The organism is Novosphingobium sp. MD-1 (assembly GCF_001014975.1).
Classification (GTDB): Bacteria; Pseudomonadota; Alphaproteobacteria; order Sphingomonadales; family Sphingomonadaceae; genus Novosphingobium.
This window is the reverse complement of sequence record NZ_BBXA01000020.1, coordinates 174,896-193,771: the sequence shown is the minus strand read 5'-3', so window position 1 is coordinate 193,771 and position 18,876 is coordinate 174,896. Positions and strand designations below refer to the sequence as shown.

The following is an 18,876-nucleotide window of genomic DNA, read 5'->3' as shown; positions in this document are numbered from 1 at the left end:
GCGTCCGGTCCCGCCACGGGTTTACGAACAGGTGGCGCCCGGTGCGAGAGGTTTTTGCATCCGCGGCGGTGTGCCGCTAAAGCGCGCGCCACCGGCCATGGACCAGACGCCTTTCATCCTGCTTGACGATGCCCGCAGCGACGATGCTCGCAACGGTGGGGCCAGCGACGCGCGCGTCTATCGCGACCCGCTGGAGATCGTGGTCGCGCGCCGGCCGGAGGACGTGGCGCCGGCGCTCGCCCGGATCGGTGCCGAACCGGGCGAATGGGCCGGCTATATCGCCTATGAGGCCGGGCTGGCGTTGGAGCCGCGCCTGATGCCGCTGGCCGCCGCGCGCACCGGCGCGACCGGGCCGCTGGTTTGGTTCGCGCGCTTCGCGGCGGTGGAGACCATTCCCGCCGATGCGGTGGAGAACTGGCTGGAGCGGCACGGCGCAGGCCCCGGCAACCTTGGTCCGCTCGACCCGCAAGTCTCGATCGGCGGCTATGGCCGCGCGTTCGATCGGGTGCAGGAGGCGATCCGCGCGGGCGACATCTATCAGGCGAACCTGACCTTTCCGCTGGGCGGGGGCTGGAAGGGCGATCCGCTGGCGATCTATGCCGCGATCCGCCGCGATGCGCGCGCCGGCTATGGCGGGGTGTGCTGGGACGGATCGCACTGGCACCTGTCGTTCTCGCCCGAACTGTTCTTCGCGCTGAAGGACGGCCTGGCCACGGTCCGCCCGATGAAGGGCACCGCGCCGCGCGGCGAAACGCCCGGACAGGACGAGGCGTTCCGCGCCGGGCTGGCGGGCAATGCCAAGGACCGCGCGGAAAACCTGATGATCGTGGACCTCATGCGCAACGACCTGTCGCGCGTGGCGGTGCCCGGCAGCGTCCGGGTGGAGCAGCCGTTCGCGATCGAGAGCTATCCCACGGTCCACCAGATGGTCACCACCGTGCGCGCCCGGCTGGCGGCGGGCACCGGCGCGCGCGAACTGGTGCGGGCGATCTTCCCGTGCGGCTCGATCACCGGCGCGCCCAAGATTCGCGCGATGGAACTGATCGACGCGGCCGAACGCGATGCGCGTGGGCTCTATTGTGGCGCGTTCGGCCGGATCGACCCCTCTGGTGATGCGGCATTCAATGTGGCAATCCGCACAGTGCGCCTCGATCCCCGGACGGACCGCGCGGTCATGGGGGTGGGCTCGGCGGTCGTGGCGGATTCCGCGATGCTGGGCGAATGGCGGGAATGCGTGGTAAAGGGGGATTTCTTGCGCCTGTCCGCCGGCAATGCCGATCTTATCGAAACGATGGCCTTTGATCCCGCGCAGGGCATCGCGCTGCTCGAACTGCATCTGGAACGCATCAAGGGGAGTGCGGCGGCGCTGGGCTTCGCGTTCGATCGCCATGCCGCGCGCAACGCTATCCACGCGCTGTGCTTCGATCTGGAAGCGCCATCGAAAGTGCGGCTGGTGGTGTCGAAGGCCGGCGCGCTGGCGCTAGAGGCATCGGCGCTGCCCGCGCCCGCCAATGGACCGGTGAGGTGCGCCGTGCTGCCGCTGCCGGTGGCCGAGGGCGACTGGCGGTTGCGCCACAAGACATCGGATCGCGGCTTCTACGAAGCGGCGCTGCGCGCGGCGAAGGCGGCCGGCGCGGGCGAGGCACTGTTCCTGCGCGATGACGGGCTGCTGACCGAAGGCAGCTTCACCAATCTTTTCGTCGAGCGGGAGGGGCTGCTGCTCACGCCGCGCGCCGAATTCGGCCTGCTTCCGGGCGTGCTGCGCCGCAGCCTGATCGAGAGCGGTCGCGCGGCGGAGACCGACCTGACGCTGACCGATCTTTCCGGCGGCTTCTTCATTGGCAACGCGCTGCGCGGTCTGCTGCCGGCGCGACTGCTCGGCGAACAGGCATGACCGACTCCACCCTGAGCCGCGCGCTGGCGCGCATCGCGCCGTCGCGCACCACGGCGATGACGGACCGTGCCATGGCGCTGCGGGCCGAAGGGCGCGACATCATCTCTCTGTCGGTGGGCGAGCCCGATTTCGCCACGCCCGCCCATGTCGTCCAGGCGGCAAAGGACGCGCTCGACGCCGGCGACACGAAGTACACCGCCGTCGCCGGATCGGCCCGGCTGCGCGCGGCGGCCGCGCTCCATTTCGAGCGCGATCTCGGCATCGTCGTTCCGCCGGCACAGGTCATCGTCAGCGCCGGGGGCAAGCAGGCGATCTTCCACGCGCTGCTCGCCACGCTCGATCCGGGCGACGCGGTGCTGATCCCCAGTCCGTGGTGGGTGAGCTATCCGGAAATCGTGCGCTTCGCCGGCGCCGAGGTGGTGGACCTGCCGACGCGGGCGGACGGGGGCTTTCGCATCAACGCCGCGCAGCTCGAGGCCGCGATCACCCCCGCCACGCGCTGGCTGCTGCTCAACAGCCCCGGCAACCCCACCGGCGCCACCTATCCGGCCGAGGAACTGCGCGCGCTGGGCGAGGTGCTGCGCCGCCACCCGCGCGTGCTGGTGATGAGCGACGATATCTACGCGCCGCTGCGCTATGGCGCGGGCGCACACGCCACGCTGGCGGTGGAATGCCCGGACCTGGCCGATCGCGTGCTGACCGTGTCCGGCGTGTCCAAGAGCCACGCGATGACCGGCTTCCGCATCGGCGTCGCCGCCGGGCCGCTGTGGCTGATCAACGCCATGGCGCGGCTGCAATCGCATTCCTCGGGCAATCCCGCCTCGATCAGCCAGGCCGCCGCCGTTGCCGCGTTCGAAGGCCCGCAGGATTTCCTGCTTGCCTGGCGCGAACGGTTCCGCGCGCGGCGTGACTTGTGCGTGGCCGCGATCAACGCGATTCCGGGGCTTTCCACCCCGGTTCCCGATGGCGCGTTCTATTGCATGGTCGATGCCGCGCCGCTGATGGCGCGCTTCGGCGGCGAAAGCCCCAACGCGGACGAGGCGCTGTGCCTGCATCTGCTGGAACACGGCGTCGCCGTGGTCGCAGCTTCGGCATTTGGCGGCCGGGACGGCTTCCGCATCAGCTTTGCGGCCGACGAGGCGACTTTGGAAGAAGCCTTGCGGCGCATTGCCGGCGCCGTGGTATGATCCTGCCGCCCGTTGCGGTTCACCCCGAGCCGGACGCAGACGGCACGCGGGCGTGCGCGCTTCGCCAAGCCCAGCATGAACGGATTTTTGCGCGATGATCGATTTCTCCATCCTGTTTGAAGACGGCGAAGCGCTGGTCATCGACAAGCCCGCTGGCCTGCCGCTCGACCGGCCGCGCGCGGGCGGCCCGTGCCTGGAGGATCATCTCGACGATCTGCGGTTCGGCTTCCAGCGCGAACCTTTCCCGGTCCACCGGCTCGATCGCGATACGTCGGGCTGCCTGCTGCTGGCGCGCAATCCCAAGGCGCTGAAGCGCTTTTCCGCCGCGTTCGAGGCGCGGCAGGTGGGCAAGGTCTATCTGGGCGTGGTCGCGGGGCCGGTGGAGGGCGAAAGTGGCACGGTGAGCCTCAGCCTGTCCAAGGTCAGCACCGAAAAGGACGGCTGGCGGATGATCCCGGCCAAGAAGGGCAAGCCCGCCGTCACCCACTGGCGGGTGGTGGATCGGCGCGACGCGCTGACTCTGGTGGAATTCCGCCCCGAAACCGGCCGCACCCACCAGATCCGCGTGCACGCCCTGGCGGGGCTGGGCCATGCGCTGGTGGGCGATCCCGTGTACGGAAACGGCAAGGGTGCCAAGCGGACGATGCTGCACGCCGCCGCGCTCACCGTCCCGCGTGAAGGCAAGCCGCCGATCGAAGCGCAGTCGCCCTTGCCGCCGGATTTCCACGCGCTGGGATTCGATCTTGGCTGACGATGCCGACCAGATCATCGCCCGGGCGCTGCCGCTGATCGAGGAAAGTTTCATCGCGGCCGCCGGGCCGGGCGGGCAGAACGTCAACAAGGTGGCGACGGCGGTGCAGGTGCGGCTCGACGTGTTCGCGCTGCGCCTCTCGCCGCCGGTGTTCCACCGCCTGAAGGAACTGGCCGGCAGCAAGTTCACCGCGAAGGGCGAGATCGTGCTGACCGCGCGCAGCCACCGCACGCAGGAAGCCAATCGCGAGGATGCGCGCAAGCGCCTGGCTGACTTGTTGCGCGAATCGACGAACCTGCCGGAAAAGCGCGCCAAGTCCCGCCTCAACCGCGTGGGCAAGACCGCACGGCTGGAAGGCAAGAAGAAGCGCGGCGCGGTGAAGGCCGGGCGCGGCAAGGTGCGGCTGGATTGAAGCGGCGCCGTAGCCGTCGCGTCCTTATCCTGCTGTAGCGTCCTTATCCGGCGGTCGCCCCCATCACCGCGCGGCCATCGGCGGCATAGGCGCCCATTTCGTAGCCCGCGTCCGCGCGGCGGAAGGCAAGGTGCAGCGGCTCGTCCGCCACGGCCGGCGAAAGCCCGCGAAAGGCGAAGCGTTCCAGCACGTTGTCGCCCAGCTGCCGCCGGGCGAGATCGAGCAGCAGCGTGGCGGTCAGCGGCCCGTGGACGACCAGCCCGCGATAGCCTTCCTCGCCCGTGGCGTAAGGCCGGTCGTAATGGATGCGGTGGCTGTTGAAGGTGAGCGCGGAATAGCGGAACAGCAGCGCCGCATCCGGCTCCACCGTGCGCACCGCATCCCATGCCGCAGGATCGAAGCGGCTTTCCCCCAGGGGCGGCGGGGCGGGCGGGGTGCCGGCGGGCGCGGGTTCGCGATAGACGATCGACTGCACCTCGCGCACGGCGGGCACGCCATCGCCCAGCGTCTCGTGCGCCACGTCCACGAACACCAGATGACCCGATCCCCCCTGCTTGGGCGTTACCGACAGCACGCGCGAACGCCGCTCGACCGCTTCGCCCGCGCGCAGCGCGCGCAGGAACTCGACCTTGCTCGATGCCCACATCCGGCGCGGCAGCGGCACCGGGGGCAGGAAACCCTCCGGGCCGTCGTCGCGGCGGGGGTGGCCGTCCGGCCCCAGGGCGGCGGTGGGGGCATCGGGCAGGCACAGGCACCAGTGCAGGCCCTGCGGTGCCGCGCCGCCGACCGGGGCCGCGCGGTCGAGTGTGGCGCACCAGCGCGCCAGCAGGCCCGCGTCCACCCGGTCGGAGCGGGTTTCCTCCCGCCCGACCCATGCCGCCCATTCGCTCATCGGCTCGATCCGCCTTTCAATTGCGTCCGCCCACCAGGCCGCGCGCGATCACCTGCGCCTGGATTTCGGCCGCGCCTTCGAAGATGTTGAGGATGCGCGCGTCGCACAGCACGCGGCTGATCTCGTATTCCAGCGCATAGCCGTTGCCGCCGTGGATCTGCAACGCGGCATCGGCGTTGGACCACGCCGCGCGCGCCGCCAGAAGCTTGGCCATGCCGGCCTCGATATCGCAGCGCTTGCCCGAATCCTTGGCGCGCGCGGCGGCGTAGGAAAGTTCGCGGGCCATGACGAAATCGACGAGGCTCATCGCCAGCTTGTCGGCCACGCGCGGGAAGTGGACGATCGCCTTGCCGAACTGCCGGCGCGTCAAGGCATAGTCCAGCCCCAGCTCCAGCGCGCGGCGGGCAACCCCCACGGCGCGGGCGGCGGTCTGGATGCGCGCGCCTTCGAAGGTGCGCATCAGCTGCTTGAAGCCCATGCCCTCCTCGCCGCCCAGCAGGGCGTCGGCCGGCGCGCGCATTCCGTCGAACTGGAGCGCGTATTCGCGCATCCCGCGATAGCCCAGCACCTCGATCTCGCTGCCGGTCATGCCGGGGGCGGGGAAGGGATCGGCCTCGGTTCCGCGCGGTTTGGGCACCAGCAGCATCGACAGGCCGGCATAGCCTTTCGCGTCCGGCACCGTGCGCGCCAGCAGCGTCATCAGGTCGGACCGGCTGGCGTGGGTGATCCAGGTTTTCGCCCCGACGATCACCCAGTCTTCGCCGTCGAACCGCGCGCGCGTCTGCAACGAACCGAGGTCCGATCCGACATCGGGTTCGGTGAACACGGCGGTCGGCAGTACCGCGCCGCTGGCGATGCGGGGCAGCCAGTGCGCCTTCTGTTCGTCCGTGCCGCCCATCGCGATCAGCTCGCCGGCGATTTCGGAGCGCGTGCCGAGCGAACCGGCACCGATCCACCCGCGCGAAAGCTCCTCGGTGACAAGGCACATCACCAGCTTGTTGAGGCCCAGCCCCCCGAACGCTTCGGGGATGCACACGCCGAACGTGCCGAGATCGGCCATCGCCTGCACCGTGGCATCGGGGATCAGCGCGTTGGCGAGGTGCCACTGGTGCGCGTGCGGCAGGATTTCCGCCTCGGTGAACTTGCGGAACTGGTCGCGGATCGCGTCGAGATCGGCATCGTAGAACGTCTCGCTCGGCCACTTCCCGTCGGCAAGCGCGGCGACGAGGGCGCCGCGCGTGGCGGCGTGATCGGCATCGAGCAGACCGGCGCACGCTTCCGCCAGCGCGCGCGCGGCTTGCCCCAGACCAAGGTCCGCCGGACGGAACAGCTCGTTCTGCCCCATCGGCAGCCCGCCGACGAGCTGGGCCAGCGTTTCGGCGAAGGCCAGCCGGCCGACCAGCGCGTCGACCGGGTTGGTGTCGTCATTGGCAGCCAGCCAGCCGTGGATCGCTTCGAGCGCGGCCACGCTCGTCGCCACCCAGGCGAAGCCGTGGGCGGCGCGCTGTTCGGCGTCGATCGGCCGCGTCGCCAGCCGGTCGGCCAGGGCGCCCTGAGCCGCCGCGCGATAGGCGCGCGCGGCCTCCAGCGCGGCTTGCGTCGTCACGCCCGTTCGAACACCGCGGCGATGCCCTGCCCGCCGCCGATGCACATCGTTTCGAGGCCATAGCGGCCGCCGCGCCGCACCAGTTCGCGGGTCAGGTTGGCGAGGATGCGCCCGCCGGTGGCGCCGATCGGATGGCCCAGCGAGATGCCCGATCCGTTGACGTTGAGCATGTCGTTGCGGCTGTCGTCCTCGCTCCAGCCCCAGCCCTTGAGCACGGCCAGCACTTGCGGCGCGAAGGCTTCGTTCAGTTCCACCAGATCGATGTCGGACCAGCCGAGGCCGGTGCGCGCGAACAGGCGCTCCACCGCCGGGACCGGGCCGATCCCCATGCGGCTGGGATCGCAGCCGGCGGCGGCCCACGAATGGAACCATGCGATCGGTTCGAGGCCCAGTTCGGCCAGCTTGTCCTCGGCCACGACCAGGCAGGCGGCCGCCGCGTCGTTCTGCTGGCTGGCGTTGCCCGCCGTCACCACGCCGCCTTCCAGCGCGCGCAGCTTGCCCAGCGTTTCCAGGCTGGCGTCCGGGCGATAGCCTTCGTCGTGATCGAACAGCACCGGATCGCCCTTCTTCTGGGGCACGGGCACCGGCACCAGTTCATCGGCGAACAGGCCGCCAGCCCAGGCCGCCGTCGCGCGCTGATGGCTGCGCACGGCATAGGCATCGGCCTGTTCGCGGGTGATGCCATAGTCCTTGGCGAGGTTTTCCGCCGTTTCGATCATGCCGGTGATCACGCCGAAGCGCTCCACCGGCTGCGACATCACGCGGCCGCGCGTCAGCCGGTCGTGCAGCGTCAGGCTGCCGGCGCGCACGCCTTTGCGCACGTCGGTGGTGTAGTGCTCGACGTTGGACATCGATTCGACGCCGCCGGCCACGACGACGTCCGAAGCGCCGGTCTGGACCATCATCGCCGCGTTGACGATCGCCTGCAGGCCCGATCCGCAGCGCCGGTCGAGCTGGTAGCCCGGCACCTCCAGCGGCAGGTCCGCCGCCAGCCACGACCAGTGCGCGATGCACGGCGCTTCGCCGCTGCCATAGCCTTGCGCGAAGACGACATCGTCCACCCGCGCGGGATCGATCTTCGTCCGTTCGACAAGTGCCTTGAGGATAACCGCGCCAAGCTGGCCGGCGGTGAGGCCGGACAGCGCGCCCCCGAACTTGCCGACGGGGGTGCGGATCGGGGCGACGATGGCGGCGCGGCGCAGGGTCATCAGGATTCTCCGGTTGGGGCGGTGCCGACGATGCCGGCATCGATCAGGCGGGCGATTTCGCCCGACGAAAGGTTGAGCCGCGTGGCCAGCACTTCTTCGGAATGCTGGCCGTTGCGCGGGGCGGGCCGGGGCGGCTGGCGGTCAGCCTGGGGCAGCGTGGCGAAGGCGCCCGCCGCCGGATAGGTAAAGCCGCTGGGGTTGTCGCAGGCGCCGAACACGGGATTGTCGGCCACCAGCGCGCGATCGTCGACCGCTTCCAGCATCGTGCGATAGGCGGAATGGACGATGCCGGCGGCATCGAACGCGGCGGCCAGGTCTGCGTGCGCGCGCGCGCCGATCGCGCGTTCGAACAGGGGATAGAGCGCATCGCGGTGGGTGAAGCGCAGCCCGTCGTCCTTTGCGAAGGACACGCCGCGTTCCGCCTCGATCGCGGCGATGGCACCGCCAAGGTCCAGCGCGGTGACGAGATTGGCCCACTGGCGGGGGGTAACCACCACGATCATCGTGCGCACGCCGTCGGCGGTCATGAAATCGCGTCCGAACAGGCCATAGACGGCATTGCCCAGGCGCGGCCGGTTAGCGTTTTCGTACAGCACTTCGGCCACGCTGCCGAGGTTGGCGGCGGTGCCGATGGCGACGTCGGACAGCGGAATCCGCACTTCGCCGCCCGCGCCCGACGCCTCGCGCTTGCGGATCGCGGCGAGCAGCGCGAAGGCGGCATAGGCGCCGCTCAACAGGTCCCACGCGGGTAGGACGTGGTTGACCGGGTCCGGCCCGGGGCCGGTCATCATCGGATAGCCGACCGCGTTGTTGACCGTGTAGTCCAGCGCGGGCGAACCGTCCGCCCAGCCCATCACGCGCACGGTGATCAGGTCCGCGCGGCCCTGTGCCAGCACGTCATGCGCCATGAAGCCGCCAACCGGGAAGTTGGTGATGACCTGGCCCGTCGCGCGGATCAGTTCCTGCAGCAGCGCGCGCCCTTCGGGCCGGCCAAGATCGAGCGCGACCGACCGCTTGGCGCGGTTGAGATTCTCCCAATAGAGCGAATCGTTGTTGGCGGTGACCGGCCAGCGGCGGAAATCCGGGCCGCCGCCAATCTGGTCCACGCGGATCACGTCCGCGCCCATCTGCGCGCAATAGAGACCGGCGGTGGGCGAGGCGACGAACGACGACGCCTCGATCACCGACAGGCCGCCAAGGAGATCGTACACCCGCTGCGTCCCCCTCAGCCTTGCGCGCCGGCGGCGAAATCGCGCAGCATCTGCTTGGCGATCACCAGCTGCATGATCTGCGTGGTGCCTTCGTAGATGCGGTAGATGCGGCTGTCGCGGAAGAAGCGTTCGGCTTCGTACTCCGCGAGGTAGCCCGCACCGCCGTGGACCTGCACGCAGCGATCGGCCACGCGGCCGCACATCTCGCTGGCGAACATCTTGAAGGCGGCGGCTTCAAGCAGGATCTTGCGCCCTTCGTCCGCCTTGCGGATGGCATCGCGCATCATGCATTCGGCGGCGTAGATTTCGGCGTGGCTGTCCGCCAGCATCGCCTGGATCAGCTGGAAGTTGGCGATTGGTTCACCGAACGCCTTGCGTTCCGTGGCATAGCGCACGGCGGTATCGAGGATGCGCCGGGCATAGGCGGTGCTCGCCGCGCCCACCGAAAGGCGGCCGTTGTCGAGGCTCTGCATCGCCGTGGCGAAGCCCTTGCCTTCCTCGCCACCCAGCAACGCGTCGCCGGGCACGAACACGTCCTCCAGGATGATGTCGGCGATGTGGCTGCCGGACTGGCCCATCTTTTTGTCGGACTTGCCCACCGTGACGCCGGCCGTGTCCATCGGGACGAGAAAGGCCGAGACATGCGCGTTGCGGGGCAGGTTCTCCTTCGCGGTGCGCGCCATGATCAGCGCGACTTTCGCGAAGGGGGCGTTGGTGATGTAGCGCTTGGTGCCGTTGAGCACATAGCCGTTGCCCGAACGGACGGCGGTGGTCTGCAGCCCCGCCGAATCCGATCCCGATCCCGGTTCGGTCAGCCCGAAGCTGGCGATCTCGCCAGCGGCGAGGCGCGGAAGCCAGGTCGCCTTCTGCTCCTCCGTGCCGCCGTTCTTGATCGCGGAGCAGACCATGCCGAGGTTGATCGACACGATCGAGCGGTAGGCCGGCATGGCATAGCTCAGTGTGTGGATGGTCTCGATATACTGCGACACGTTCATGCCCGCGCCGCCGTATTCCTCGGGCATGGTCAGGCCGAACAGACCCATCTCGCGCATTTCGTCCAGCAGGTCGTCGGGGATGCGATCCTGGGCGATCACCTCCGCTTCGGCCGGCACCAGCCGTTCGCGGACGTAGCGCTTCAGCTGGTCGAGAAACTGTTCGAAGACATCGGCATCCATGCCGGGGTTCACCGTGCTCACCGGGCCTCTCCTCAAACCGGATCGTAGGGGAAGACGTGGGCCGAAACCTCGTCGGCCCGCGCGAAGGCGGGGCGGAACGCGGGGATCAGCTCCTCCGCGATCGCTTCGGGCGTCCAGCCTTCCAGCTTGACCATCGAACGGACCGGGCGCGGCTTGTTGAACAGCACGATCTCGTTCTTGCGCACCGCGAATATCTGGTTGGTCACGTCCTTCGCCGCGTCGGAGGCGAGATAGGCGACCAGCGGGGCGATCTTGTCGGCGCTCATCGTCTTCATCCGTTCCACGCGCAGCTTCTGCTCGGGCGTTTCGGCGGGGATGGAGGCGGTCATCCGGCTCCACGCGAACGGCGCGATGCAGTTCGAGCGCACGCCCCAGCGCGCCATGTCGAGCGCGATCGAATGCGACAGGGCGACAAGGCCGAGTTTGGCCGCCGAATAGTTGGCCTGCCCCACGTTGCCGATCAGCCCGCTGGTGGAGGTGAAGTGGATGAAGCTGCCCGATTGCTGCTCGCGGAAATAGGGCGTTGCCGCCTTGGAAACGTTGAACGCGCCGGTCAGGTTGACGTCGATCACGCTGGTCCAGTCCTCGTAGGACATCTTGTGCCAGATGGTGTCGCGCAGGATGCCGGCGTTGTTCACCACGGCGTCGATCCGCCCGAACCGCTGCACCGCATCCTCGACGATGGAGGCGGCAGCCTTGGGATCGGCCACGTTGGCGAGGTTGGCCCAGGCCTTGCCGCCGGCCGCGCGGATATCGTTGACGGTGGTGTCCGCCGGCCCGGCATCCCCGCCGTCGCCGCCTTGCGCCACGCCGGGATCGTTGACCACCACGGCCGCGCCGTGCCGGGCGCAGAGCAGTGCGATTTCGCGACCGATGCCACGGCCCGCACCCGTTACCGCGACGACCTTGCCTTCCAGGATTCCGGACAACGATTCTCTCCAGTCGGTTCGATGCCGAAGCTAACCGTGCAGGCGGATAAATTCAATATTGGGAATTGTTTTTCATCATCATGAAAAATATGATGCCGTCATGTCCGGTCCTGTCCGCTCGCTTTCCCAAGGGTTCACCATTCTGCGCCTGTTGGCTGTGCGCGAAGCGCTGACTTTGTCCGACATCTGCCGGGAAACCGGTCTCAGCCCCTCGAGCGGACTGAATCTGCTGCGCACGCTGGTGGCCGAAGGGGCGGTCGATCGCGATACCGGCGGCAAGCGCTACCGGCTGGCGGCGGGTTGGGGCGATCTTGGGGTGCTGCAGGCGAACGCGGTTTCGCGTTTCGCCGCTCGCGTCCGGCCATTGCTGGCGCGGTTCGCTGCCGCGCACGACGCCACCGCCGGGCTATGGCAGGTGCAGGCCGGGGAGCGCCTGTCGCTGATCGCGCTGGGCGAAAGCGGGGCGGAGACCCGCATCCACATGGTCGAAGGCCAGCGTCAACCGCTGGGCGGGGGTGCTGCCGGGCGGGCGCTGGCGGCGGCGGAAGCGCTGGGCCGGGACGATCTCGCCGCCCGCTTCGCAAGGGTGCGCTGGCGCACCCCGCTGGGCTTCACCACCTGGCTGGGTCAGGTCGCCGAAGCGGTCCAGCGCGGCTATGCGGTGGATGATGGCTACATTCACGCCGGCGTCTGTTCGGTGGGCGTCGTCGTGCCCGCTGCGCCGGTGCGGTTCTGCCTTTCGGCAACGATCTTCGCCGGATCGCGCGACGCGGCCGCGCTCGACGAGCTGGGGCGGGCGCTCAGTGCGCTGGCGCGTCGGCCCGAGCTGAGGCCTGAACCGGCGGGGTAGCGGCGGCCGCGCTGGCGCTGGCCTGCGGCACGTCCGCGTCCGTCGTGGGTGGGGCCGGCCGCTTTTCCAGCATTTCGGCGGCTTCGTCGAGCGCGCGGGCTTCGCCCACGGTCACGCCGCCCGGCCCCGGATCGGTGTCCTTCTGGCCGCAGCTCGCCAGGGCTAGCAGCGGGAGAAGATACGGCGCCCGGTTGAGGGCGGGTTTCAGGGCGCGCATCGCGATACTCCGGAAAGGCAAGGAAAAGGGGCGGAGATTCCCATCTGCCGCCCCCTTCGTTCTCGAGAATCCGTGCCGCGCCCCGCCGGTGTGGTCGGGGCGCACGGGATCACATCTTCTTTTCGGCGTCCGCCGCGGCGTCGGCGGCGGCCTTCTTGACGTCGGCAGCGGCGGCGGCGGCGCTGTCAGCTGCGTTGCGCGCGGCATCTTCGGCCGAAAGCGGCGTGGCATCGGCGGCGGGCGCTTCCACCGGCGCGGCGGCAGCCGAGGTATCGACCGCGGGCAGTTCCTCGGCCGGCATCTCGACGTTGTCGGTGGCGGCGGCTTCGGTGGCGTCCTCGGACTTGCCGCACGCGCTGAGCGAAAGGGCGGCGGCGCAGGCGATGGCGGTGAAGGCGATCTTCTTCATGGGGTCCCTCTACTGTATTTCCGTTCGGGCGCGTTCTATCGGCGTGGCGGGGCCAAGGCAAACCACAAAAGGGACCTGCGCCGCCGACACGTCGCTGGTAGGGGGTTTAGGTAGCAACCCTAACGACTGATATAAAGAAGTCTTTATGTAGCTTGATTGATATAAAGACTTCTTTATATGGTGCCTTCATGACCCTGCTCGACACCCTTCGTGCCCTGGCCGATCCCACACGGTTGCGGATCATGCGGCTGCTGGCCAGCATGGAGCTGGCCGTGGGGGAACTGGCGCAAGTGCTGGGGCAAAGCCAGCCGCGCGTTTCGCGCCATGTGAAGATTCTGTGCGATGCCGGGCTGGCCGAGCGCCGCCGCGAAGGCGGATGGGTGTTCCTGCGCGCCGCGATCGGCAGCGATGCCGATGCCGGGGGCGAGAGCGCCGCGATCGGGGCGGTGGTGGCCCGCCTGCTGGCCGTGGCGGAAGAGACGGATGCCGGGTTCGGCCTGCGCTGTTCGGAGGATCGCCAGCATCTCGATGCGGTGCGCGCCCTGCGCGAGACGCATGCCGCCGATTACTTCGCGCGCCATGCCGAGCAATGGGACCACCTGCGCAGCCTGCACATCGCCGACGGCCCGGTGGAAGCCGCGCTGGTAGAGATGCTGGGGCAGGGTGCGGAATCCCCGGCACTGGGCCGCGTGCTGGACGTGGGCACCGGCACCGGGCGCATGGCCGAACTGTTCGCGGCGCGGGCCGATCGTGTGGTGGCGCTCGACAAGAGCCCGGAAATGCTGCGCGTTGCCCGCACCCGACTCCAGCATCTGCCCGCCGGCCGGGTCGAACTGGTGCAGGGCGATTTCGCGCAACTGCCGTTCGCGCCGGGCAGCTTCGATACCGTGCTGTTCCATCAGGTGCTGCACTATGCGATCGCGCCGGAAGCGGTGCTGGCAGAAGCCGCGCGGGTCACCGCGCCGGGCGGCCGTGTCGCCATCGTCGATTTCGCCGCGCACGACCGCGAGGAACTGCGCACTGCCCATGCCCATGCGCGTCTTGGCTTTTCAGACGCCCAGGTGGAAAAGCTCCTGCTCGATGCGGGGTTCAAACCCGATGGCGAACGTGCGCTGCCGGGGCACGAACTGATCGTAAAGGTCTGGACCGGCGTCCGCAGCGCGCACGTCCAGGCTGCTCCGGCCGGCAACGTCACCTCTATCCAGCCCGAACATGCCCGCACCGGGCGGAAGGCCACGTCATGACCACGTCCTACGACCAGCTGCGCGAAGCGCGCACCGCTCTCGATACGCCTTTGTTCGCCGGGCTTCCCGGCGACATTCGCGTGAGCTTCGAATTCTTCCCGCCCAAGACCGACGCGCTGATGACGCAGCTTTGGGATGTGGTGACCACGCTGGCGCCGCTGGAGCCGCAGTTCGTTTCGGTGACTTACGGCGCGGGCGGCTCCACGCGCGATCGCACCCACGGCACCGTCGCGCGGATCATTTCCGAAGCGCGCCTGCCGGCCGCCGCGCACCTGACTTGCGTGGACGCCAGCAAGGCGGAAATCCGCGAGGTGGCGGAAGGGTACTGGGACGCCGGCGTGCGGCATATCGTAGCGCTGCGTGGCGACATGGGCGCGCCCGGCGTGCCGTTCACGCCCCACCCCGAAGGCTATGCCAACGCGGCGGAACTCGTCGCCGGGCTGAAGGCGATCGCGCCGTTCGAGATTTCGGTCGCGGCCTATCCCGAAAGCCACCCGGATTCGCCCAGCGTTCAGGCGGATATCGACAACCTCAAGCGCAAGCTCGATGCCGGCGCCACGCGCGCGATCAGCCAGTTCTTCTTCGAACCCGAGACGTTCTTCCGCTTCCGTGACAAGCTGGCGGCGGCGGGGATCGATGCGCCGGTGCTGCCGGGTATCCTGCCCGTGTCGAACGTCGCACAGACGCGCAAGTTTGCGGCGGCCTGCGGCGCGGCGATCCCGGCGTGGATGGATGGCCTGTTCGAAGGGCTGGACACGCATCCCGCCTCGCGCCAGCTCGTCGCCGCGACGATCGCCGCCGAGTTCTGCCGCCGCCTCTATGCCGGCGGCGTGCGCGATTTCCACTTCTACACGCTCAACCGGGCCGAACTGAGCTACGCAATCTGCCACCTGCTTGGTCTGCGTCCCGGCCGTCCCGCACTGGAAAAGGCCGCATGACTCTCACCCCATCCTCCGCCCGCGCCGCGCTGCTCGACCAGGCGCGCCAGCGCATTCTCATCACCGATGGCGCCTTCGGCACCGAGATCCAGCGCTGGAAGCTCTCCGAGGAGGACTATGCCGGCACGCTGGGGCTGGCCAAGGACCAGAAGGGCAACAACGACATTCTCGCGCTGACCAAGCCCGAAGTGCCCGAATCGATCCATCGCGCCTATTTTGAGGCCGGGGCGGACATTGCCGAAACCAACACGTTCTCGGCCAACCGCATCAGCCAGGCGGATTACGCGGCGGAACATCTGGTGCGCGAGATCAACCTCGAATCCGCGAAGCTCGCCCGGCGGATCGCCGACGAGTTCGCCGCTAAAGATGGCCGCCCGCGCTTCGTTGCCGGCGCGATCGGTCCGACCAACAAGACGCTGTCGCTCTCGCCCGACGTCAACGACCCCGGCTTCCGCGAGATCGACTGGGATTTCCTGGTCGATGTCTATGCCGAACAGATCGCCGCGCTGGTCGAAGGGGGGGCGGACTTCATCCTGATCGAGACGGTGTTCGATACGCTGAACGCCAAGGCCGGGGTGATGGCGGTGCGCAAGGTGGAGGCGGCGCTGGGCCGCGAAATCCCGATCATGTTGTCGATGACGCTGACCGACCTTTCCGGCCGCAATCTTTCCGGCCACACGGTGGAAGCGTTCTGGTACGCGGTGCGCCATGCCCGGCCGGTCACGATCGGCCTCAACTGCTCGTTCGGCGCCACCCAGCTGCGCCCGCACGTGAAGGCGCTGTCGGAAATCGCCGACACGCTGATCATGGTCTATCCCAACGCCGGCCTGCCCAACGAACTGGGCGAATACGACGAGATGCCGCTGACCACCGCCGGTCTCGTCCGGGAATGGGCCGATCACGGCCAGGTCAACATCCTCGGCGGCTGCTGTGGGTCCACGCCCGATCACATCGCGGCGATGGCCCAGACGGTTGCCGGGCTTGCCCCGCGCGCCTTGCCCCATCCCGATCAGGTCACGCGCCTGGCCGGGCTGGAACCGTTCGTGATGGCGGCGTGAACCAGTTCCCCTCCCGCTAGCGGGAGGGGGCAGGGGTGGGCAGCGCAACGGCGCCCGCTCCAAGAGAAAAGAACCCACCCCCGGCCCCTCCCGCAAGCGGGAGGGGGGAGCATCAGATGACCACCCAAGCCTCTTCCCGTTTCGTCAACGTCGGCGAACGCACCAACGTTACCGGTTCCGCCGCGTTCAAGAAGCTGATCCTCGCGGGGGACTACGCGAAGGCGGTCGAGGTCGCGCGCCAGCAGGTCGAGAACGGCGCGCAGGTGATCGACGTCAACATGGACGAGGGCCTGCTCGACGCGGTCGAGGCGATGACCACGTTTCTCAAGCTGATCGCCGCCGAGCCCGACATCGCGCGCGTGCCGGTGATGATCGACAGCTCCAAGTGGGAGGTGATTGAGGCGGGCCTCAAGTGTGTCTCCGGCAAGCCGATCGTCAATTCGATCTCGATGAAGGAAGGCGAGGAAGCCTTCCTCGATCACGCGCGCAAATGCATGGACTATGGCGCCGCCGTGGTCGTGATGGCGTTCGACGAAAAGGGGCAGGCCGACACCAAGGAGCGCAAGGTCGAAATCTGCTGCCGCGCCTACGCGCTGTTGACGGGCATCGGCTTCCCGCCCGAAGACATCGTGTTCGATCCCAACGTCTTCGCCGTCGCCACCGGCATCGAGGAGCACGACCGCTACGCGCTCGATTTCATCGAGGCCACGCGCGAGATCAAGGCGGCCTGCCCGCACGTCCACATCTCCGGCGGCCTGTCCAACCTCTCGTTCTCGTTCCGCGGCAACGAGACGGTGCGCCGCGCGATGCATTCGGTGTTTCTCTACCACGCCATTCCGGCGGGCATGGACATGGCGATCGTCAACGCCGGCCAGCTCGATATCTACGACCAGATCGATCCCGTGCTGCGCGAAGCCTGCGAGGACGTGCTGCTGATGCGCCGGGCAGACGCCACCGAACGGCTGATAGACCTGGCCGAAAGCTACAAGGGGCAGGACAAGGCGGCCGAGAAGGCGGCCGAGGAATGGCGCGGCTGGGATGTCGTGCGCCGGCTGGAGCACGCGCTGGTAAAGGGCATAGACGCCCATATCGTCGACGATACCGAGGAAGCCCGCCAGCAGATCGCCGCGCGCAACGGCCGCCCGATCGAGGTGATCGAAGGCCCGCTGATGGAGGGCATGAACACGGTTGGCGACCTGTTCGGATCAGGCAAGATGTTCCTGCCGCAGGTGGTCAAGTCCGCGCGCGTGATGAAGAAGGCGGTGGCCCACCTGATCCCGTTCATCGAGGCGGAGAAGGACGCCGGCTCCAAGGCCAAGGGCCGCATCGTGATGGCCACGGTAAAGGGCGATGTACACGATATCGGCAAAAACATCGTCGGCGTCGTGCTGCAGTGCAACGGCTACGAGGTGATCGACCTGGGCGTGATGGTGCCGTGGGCGACGATCCTGCAGGCTGCCAACGAGAACGAGGCCGACATCATCGGCCTCTCGGGCCTCATCACCCCCTCGCTCGACGAGATGGTGACCGTGGCCGAGGAAATGCAGCGCGCCGGCATGACCATCCCGCTGCTGATCGGCGGGGCCACCACCAGCAAGGTCCACACCGCGCTGCGCATCGATCCGGCTTATGACGGCCCGGTGGTCCACGTGCTCGACGCCAGCCGCGCGGTCGGGGTCGCCAGCCAGTTGCTGTCGGATACGCAGCACGATGGCTTCGTGAAGGCGACCGCCGCCGATTACCAGCACGTGCGCGATGCCCGCGCGGGCAAGGGCGGGTCCAAGCTGCTGCCGCTGGCCGATGCGCGCGACAACGCCTTCGCGCCCGATTTCTCGGAAAAGGCGCCGCCGCCCGAACAGCCGGGCCTGCACGTCTTCCCGGAATGGGATCTCGCCGATCTGGTCGACTGTTTCGACTGGACGCCGTTCTTCCGCGCCTGGGAACTGGCCGGCACTTATCCCGCGATCCTCGACGACGCGGTGGTGGGCGAAAGCGCGCGCAACCTCTACGCCGATGCCCGCGCGATGCTCGAAACCATCGTCGCCGAAAAGTGGCTGACGGCCAAGGCTGTCGCCGGGTTCTGGCCCTGCGCCCGCCACGGCGACGACGTGGTGCTGCATCCCGATGACGACGAACGGTCGGTGCGCCTGCCGTTCCTGCGCCAGCAATTCATCAAGAGCCGGGGGCCAAATGGAACGGGGAGGGCCAATTTCTGCCTGGCCGATTTCATCGATCCGGCGGGCGACTGGCTGGGCGGCTTCGCCGTCGGCATCCACGGCATCGAACCGCATCTGGAGCGTTTCAAGGCCGCGCACGACGACTATTCGGACATCCTGCTGAAAGCGCTGGCCGATCGCTTCGCCGAAGCCTTCGCCGAACGCCTGCACCAGCACGTGCGCACGACGCTGTGGGCCTATGCGCCGGGCGAACAGCTGACCAACGAGGCGCTGATCCGGGAACAGTATCGCGGCATCCGTCCCGCGCCCGGCTATCCGGCCTGCCCGGATCACAGCCTGAAGCCGATCCTGTTCGATCTGCTGGGCGCGCAAGAGAACGCCGGGATCGTGCTGACGGAGAGCCAGGCGATGCTGCCCACGGCGGCGGTTTCGGGCTTCTATTTCGCCCACCCGGAAAGCCAGTACTTCGGCGTTGCTACCATCGGGCGCGACCAGCTTGAGGACTACGCCGGCCGGCGCGGGATGGACCTGGCCGCGGCGGAGCGCTGGCTGCGGCCGAATCTGGACTAGGAGTCCGTCAATCGGGGTGATCTGGCGCTACATCGCGCAGCATCCGGACAGGGTGTGAAACGCGGTGAAATGTAGCGAAAAATATTAGAATTCCGCCATTTCGGTCCGTCCTTGCGAGAGCAAGGAG

17 protein-coding genes are annotated in these 18,876 nt (G+C 68.5%); 9 read left to right on the top strand and 8 right to left on the bottom strand.

Annotated features, from left to right (window positions below; all coding sequences use genetic code 11):
• Positions 1-97 precede the first annotated feature (97 nt).
• The 4 genes from pabB (at position 98) to arfB (ending at position 4,244) form a co-directional block, all read left to right on the top strand.
• The gene (gene pabB / locus NMD1_RS05820; RefSeq protein WP_125954032.1) at positions 98-1,894 is read left to right on the top strand and encodes an aminodeoxychorismate synthase component I; all 1,797 of its coding nucleotides are present in this window, start codon (positions 98-100) and stop codon (positions 1,892-1,894) included.
• Positions 1,891-3,081 (top strand): pyridoxal phosphate-dependent aminotransferase, encoded by a 1,191-nt coding sequence (locus tag NMD1_RS05815; protein ID WP_125954031.1) that lies wholly within the window; start codon positions 1,891-1,893, stop codon positions 3,079-3,081. Before pabB ends, NMD1_RS05815 begins: the two co-directional genes overlap by 4 nt.
• A gap of 94 nt (positions 3,082-3,175) precedes the next feature.
• The gene (locus tag NMD1_RS05810) at positions 3,176-3,832 is read left to right on the top strand and encodes an RluA family pseudouridine synthase (RefSeq protein ID WP_124808170.1); all 657 of its coding nucleotides are present in this window, start codon (positions 3,176-3,178) and stop codon (positions 3,830-3,832) included.
• On the top strand, positions 3,825-4,244 hold the full coding sequence (gene arfB, locus NMD1_RS05805; protein WP_125954030.1) for an alternative ribosome rescue aminoacyl-tRNA hydrolase ArfB: 420 nt from the start codon (positions 3,825-3,827) through the stop codon (positions 4,242-4,244). Before NMD1_RS05810 ends, arfB begins: the two co-directional genes overlap by 8 nt.
• A gap of 43 nt (positions 4,245-4,287) precedes the next feature.
• On the opposite strand, the gene NMD1_RS05800 is transcribed toward arfB, so the two are convergent.
• The 6 genes from NMD1_RS05800 to NMD1_RS05775 are packed head-to-tail and all read right to left on the bottom strand — an operon-like array spanning position 4,288 to position 11,286.
• Positions 4,288-5,136: a MaoC family dehydratase N-terminal domain-containing protein gene (locus tag NMD1_RS05800; RefSeq protein ID WP_125954029.1), complete on the bottom strand. Its 849-nt coding sequence runs from the start codon at positions 5,134-5,136 to the stop codon at positions 4,288-4,290.
• Between the two features lie 16 nt (positions 5,137-5,152).
• Positions 5,153-6,742: an acyl-CoA dehydrogenase family protein gene (locus NMD1_RS05795; RefSeq protein WP_125954028.1), complete on the bottom strand. Its 1,590-nt coding sequence runs from the start codon at positions 6,740-6,742 to the stop codon at positions 5,153-5,155.
• Complete coding sequence (locus NMD1_RS05790) at positions 6,739-7,950, bottom strand: acetyl-CoA C-acetyltransferase (RefSeq protein WP_125954027.1); 1,212 nt, start codon at positions 7,948-7,950, stop codon at positions 6,739-6,741. Before NMD1_RS05790 ends, NMD1_RS05795 begins: the two co-directional genes overlap by 4 nt.
• Positions 7,950-9,161 (bottom strand): CoA transferase, encoded by a 1,212-nt coding sequence (locus NMD1_RS05785; protein ID WP_125954026.1) that lies wholly within the window; start codon positions 9,159-9,161, stop codon positions 7,950-7,952. Before NMD1_RS05785 ends, NMD1_RS05790 begins: the two co-directional genes overlap by 1 nt.
• A gap of 14 nt (positions 9,162-9,175) precedes the next feature.
• Positions 9,176-10,336 carry an acyl-CoA dehydrogenase family protein gene (locus NMD1_RS05780; RefSeq protein WP_125954157.1) on the bottom strand — a complete coding sequence of 387 codons (1,161 nt, stop codon included), beginning with the start codon at positions 10,334-10,336 and terminating at the stop codon, positions 9,176-9,178.
• 32 nt (positions 10,337-10,368) lie between these two features.
• On the bottom strand, positions 10,369-11,286 hold the full coding sequence (locus NMD1_RS05775) for an SDR family NAD(P)-dependent oxidoreductase (RefSeq protein ID WP_124808176.1): 918 nt from the start codon (positions 11,284-11,286) through the stop codon (positions 10,369-10,371).
• A gap of 100 nt (positions 11,287-11,386) precedes the next feature.
• Between NMD1_RS05775 and NMD1_RS05770 the strand changes: the two genes are divergently transcribed.
• Complete coding sequence (locus NMD1_RS05770) at positions 11,387-12,136, top strand: helix-turn-helix domain-containing protein (protein WP_124808177.1); 750 nt, start codon at positions 11,387-11,389, stop codon at positions 12,134-12,136.
• On the opposite strand, the gene NMD1_RS05765 is transcribed toward NMD1_RS05770, so the two are convergent.
• A complete protein-coding gene (locus tag NMD1_RS05765; protein WP_124808178.1) occupies positions 12,087-12,353 on the bottom strand; it encodes a hypothetical protein in 267 nt (88 codons plus the stop codon). The two genes, NMD1_RS05770 and NMD1_RS05765, sit on opposite strands and share 50 nt — an antisense overlap.
• A 109-nt stretch (positions 12,354-12,462) precedes the next feature.
• A complete protein-coding gene (locus NMD1_RS05760) occupies positions 12,463-12,762 on the bottom strand; it encodes a hypothetical protein (protein WP_124808179.1) in 300 nt (99 codons plus the stop codon).
• 188 nt (positions 12,763-12,950) lie between these two features.
• On the opposite strand from NMD1_RS05760, the gene NMD1_RS05755 reads away from it, so the two are divergent.
• The 4 genes from NMD1_RS05755 to metH all read left to right on the top strand — a co-directional run bounded on the left by NMD1_RS05755 (position 12,951) and on the right by metH (position 18,749).
• Positions 12,951-14,006 carry a metalloregulator ArsR/SmtB family transcription factor gene (locus tag NMD1_RS05755; RefSeq protein ID WP_125954025.1) on the top strand — a complete coding sequence of 352 codons (1,056 nt, stop codon included), beginning with the start codon at positions 12,951-12,953 and terminating at the stop codon, positions 14,004-14,006.
• Positions 14,003-14,944 (top strand): methylenetetrahydrofolate reductase [NAD(P)H], encoded by a 942-nt coding sequence (gene metF, locus NMD1_RS05750; RefSeq protein ID WP_125954024.1) that lies wholly within the window; start codon positions 14,003-14,005, stop codon positions 14,942-14,944. The genes NMD1_RS05755 and metF overlap by 4 nt, the downstream gene beginning before the upstream one ends.
• Positions 14,941-16,002 (top strand): homocysteine S-methyltransferase family protein, encoded by a 1,062-nt coding sequence (locus NMD1_RS05745; protein ID WP_125954023.1) that lies wholly within the window; start codon positions 14,941-14,943, stop codon positions 16,000-16,002. The genes metF and NMD1_RS05745 overlap by 4 nt, the downstream gene beginning before the upstream one ends.
• 116 nt (positions 16,003-16,118) lie before the next feature.
• The gene (gene metH / locus NMD1_RS05740) at positions 16,119-18,749 is read left to right on the top strand and encodes a methionine synthase (RefSeq protein WP_125954022.1); all 2,631 of its coding nucleotides are present in this window, start codon (positions 16,119-16,121) and stop codon (positions 18,747-18,749) included.
• The last annotated feature ends 127 nt before the right edge of the window (positions 18,750-18,876 follow it).

Coding starts and splice junctions, on each gene's coding strand:
- NMD1_RS05800 (WP_125954029.1), bottom strand. CDS start 5,136: ATGAGCGAATGGGCGGCATGGGTCGGGCGGGAGGAAACCCGCTCCGAC.
- NMD1_RS05765 (WP_124808178.1), bottom strand. CDS start 12,353: ATGCGCGCCCTGAAACCCGCCCTCAACCGGGCGCCGTATCTTCTCCCG.
- NMD1_RS05810 (WP_124808170.1), top strand. CDS start 3,176: ATGATCGATTTCTCCATCCTGTTTGAAGACGGCGAAGCGCTGGTCATC.
- NMD1_RS05770 (WP_124808177.1), top strand. CDS start 11,387: ATGTCCGGTCCTGTCCGCTCGCTTTCCCAAGGGTTCACCATTCTGCGC.
- NMD1_RS05790 (WP_125954027.1), bottom strand. CDS start 7,950: ATGACCCTGCGCCGCGCCGCCATCGTCGCCCCGATCCGCACCCCCGTC.
- NMD1_RS05760 (WP_124808179.1), bottom strand. CDS start 12,762: ATGAAGAAGATCGCCTTCACCGCCATCGCCTGCGCCGCCGCCCTTTCG.
- NMD1_RS05755 (WP_125954025.1), top strand. CDS start 12,951: ATGACCCTGCTCGACACCCTTCGTGCCCTGGCCGATCCCACACGGTTG.
- NMD1_RS05815 (WP_125954031.1), top strand. CDS start 1,891: ATGACCGACTCCACCCTGAGCCGCGCGCTGGCGCGCATCGCGCCGTCG.
- pabB (WP_125954032.1), top strand. CDS start 98: ATGGACCAGACGCCTTTCATCCTGCTTGACGATGCCCGCAGCGACGAT.
- NMD1_RS05780 (WP_125954157.1), bottom strand. CDS start 10,336: ATGGATGCCGATGTCTTCGAACAGTTTCTCGACCAGCTGAAGCGCTAC.
- metH (WP_125954022.1), top strand. CDS start 16,119: ATGACCACCCAAGCCTCTTCCCGTTTCGTCAACGTCGGCGAACGCACC.
- NMD1_RS05745 (WP_125954023.1), top strand. CDS start 14,941: ATGACTCTCACCCCATCCTCCGCCCGCGCCGCGCTGCTCGACCAGGCG.
- metF (WP_125954024.1), top strand. CDS start 14,003: ATGACCACGTCCTACGACCAGCTGCGCGAAGCGCGCACCGCTCTCGAT.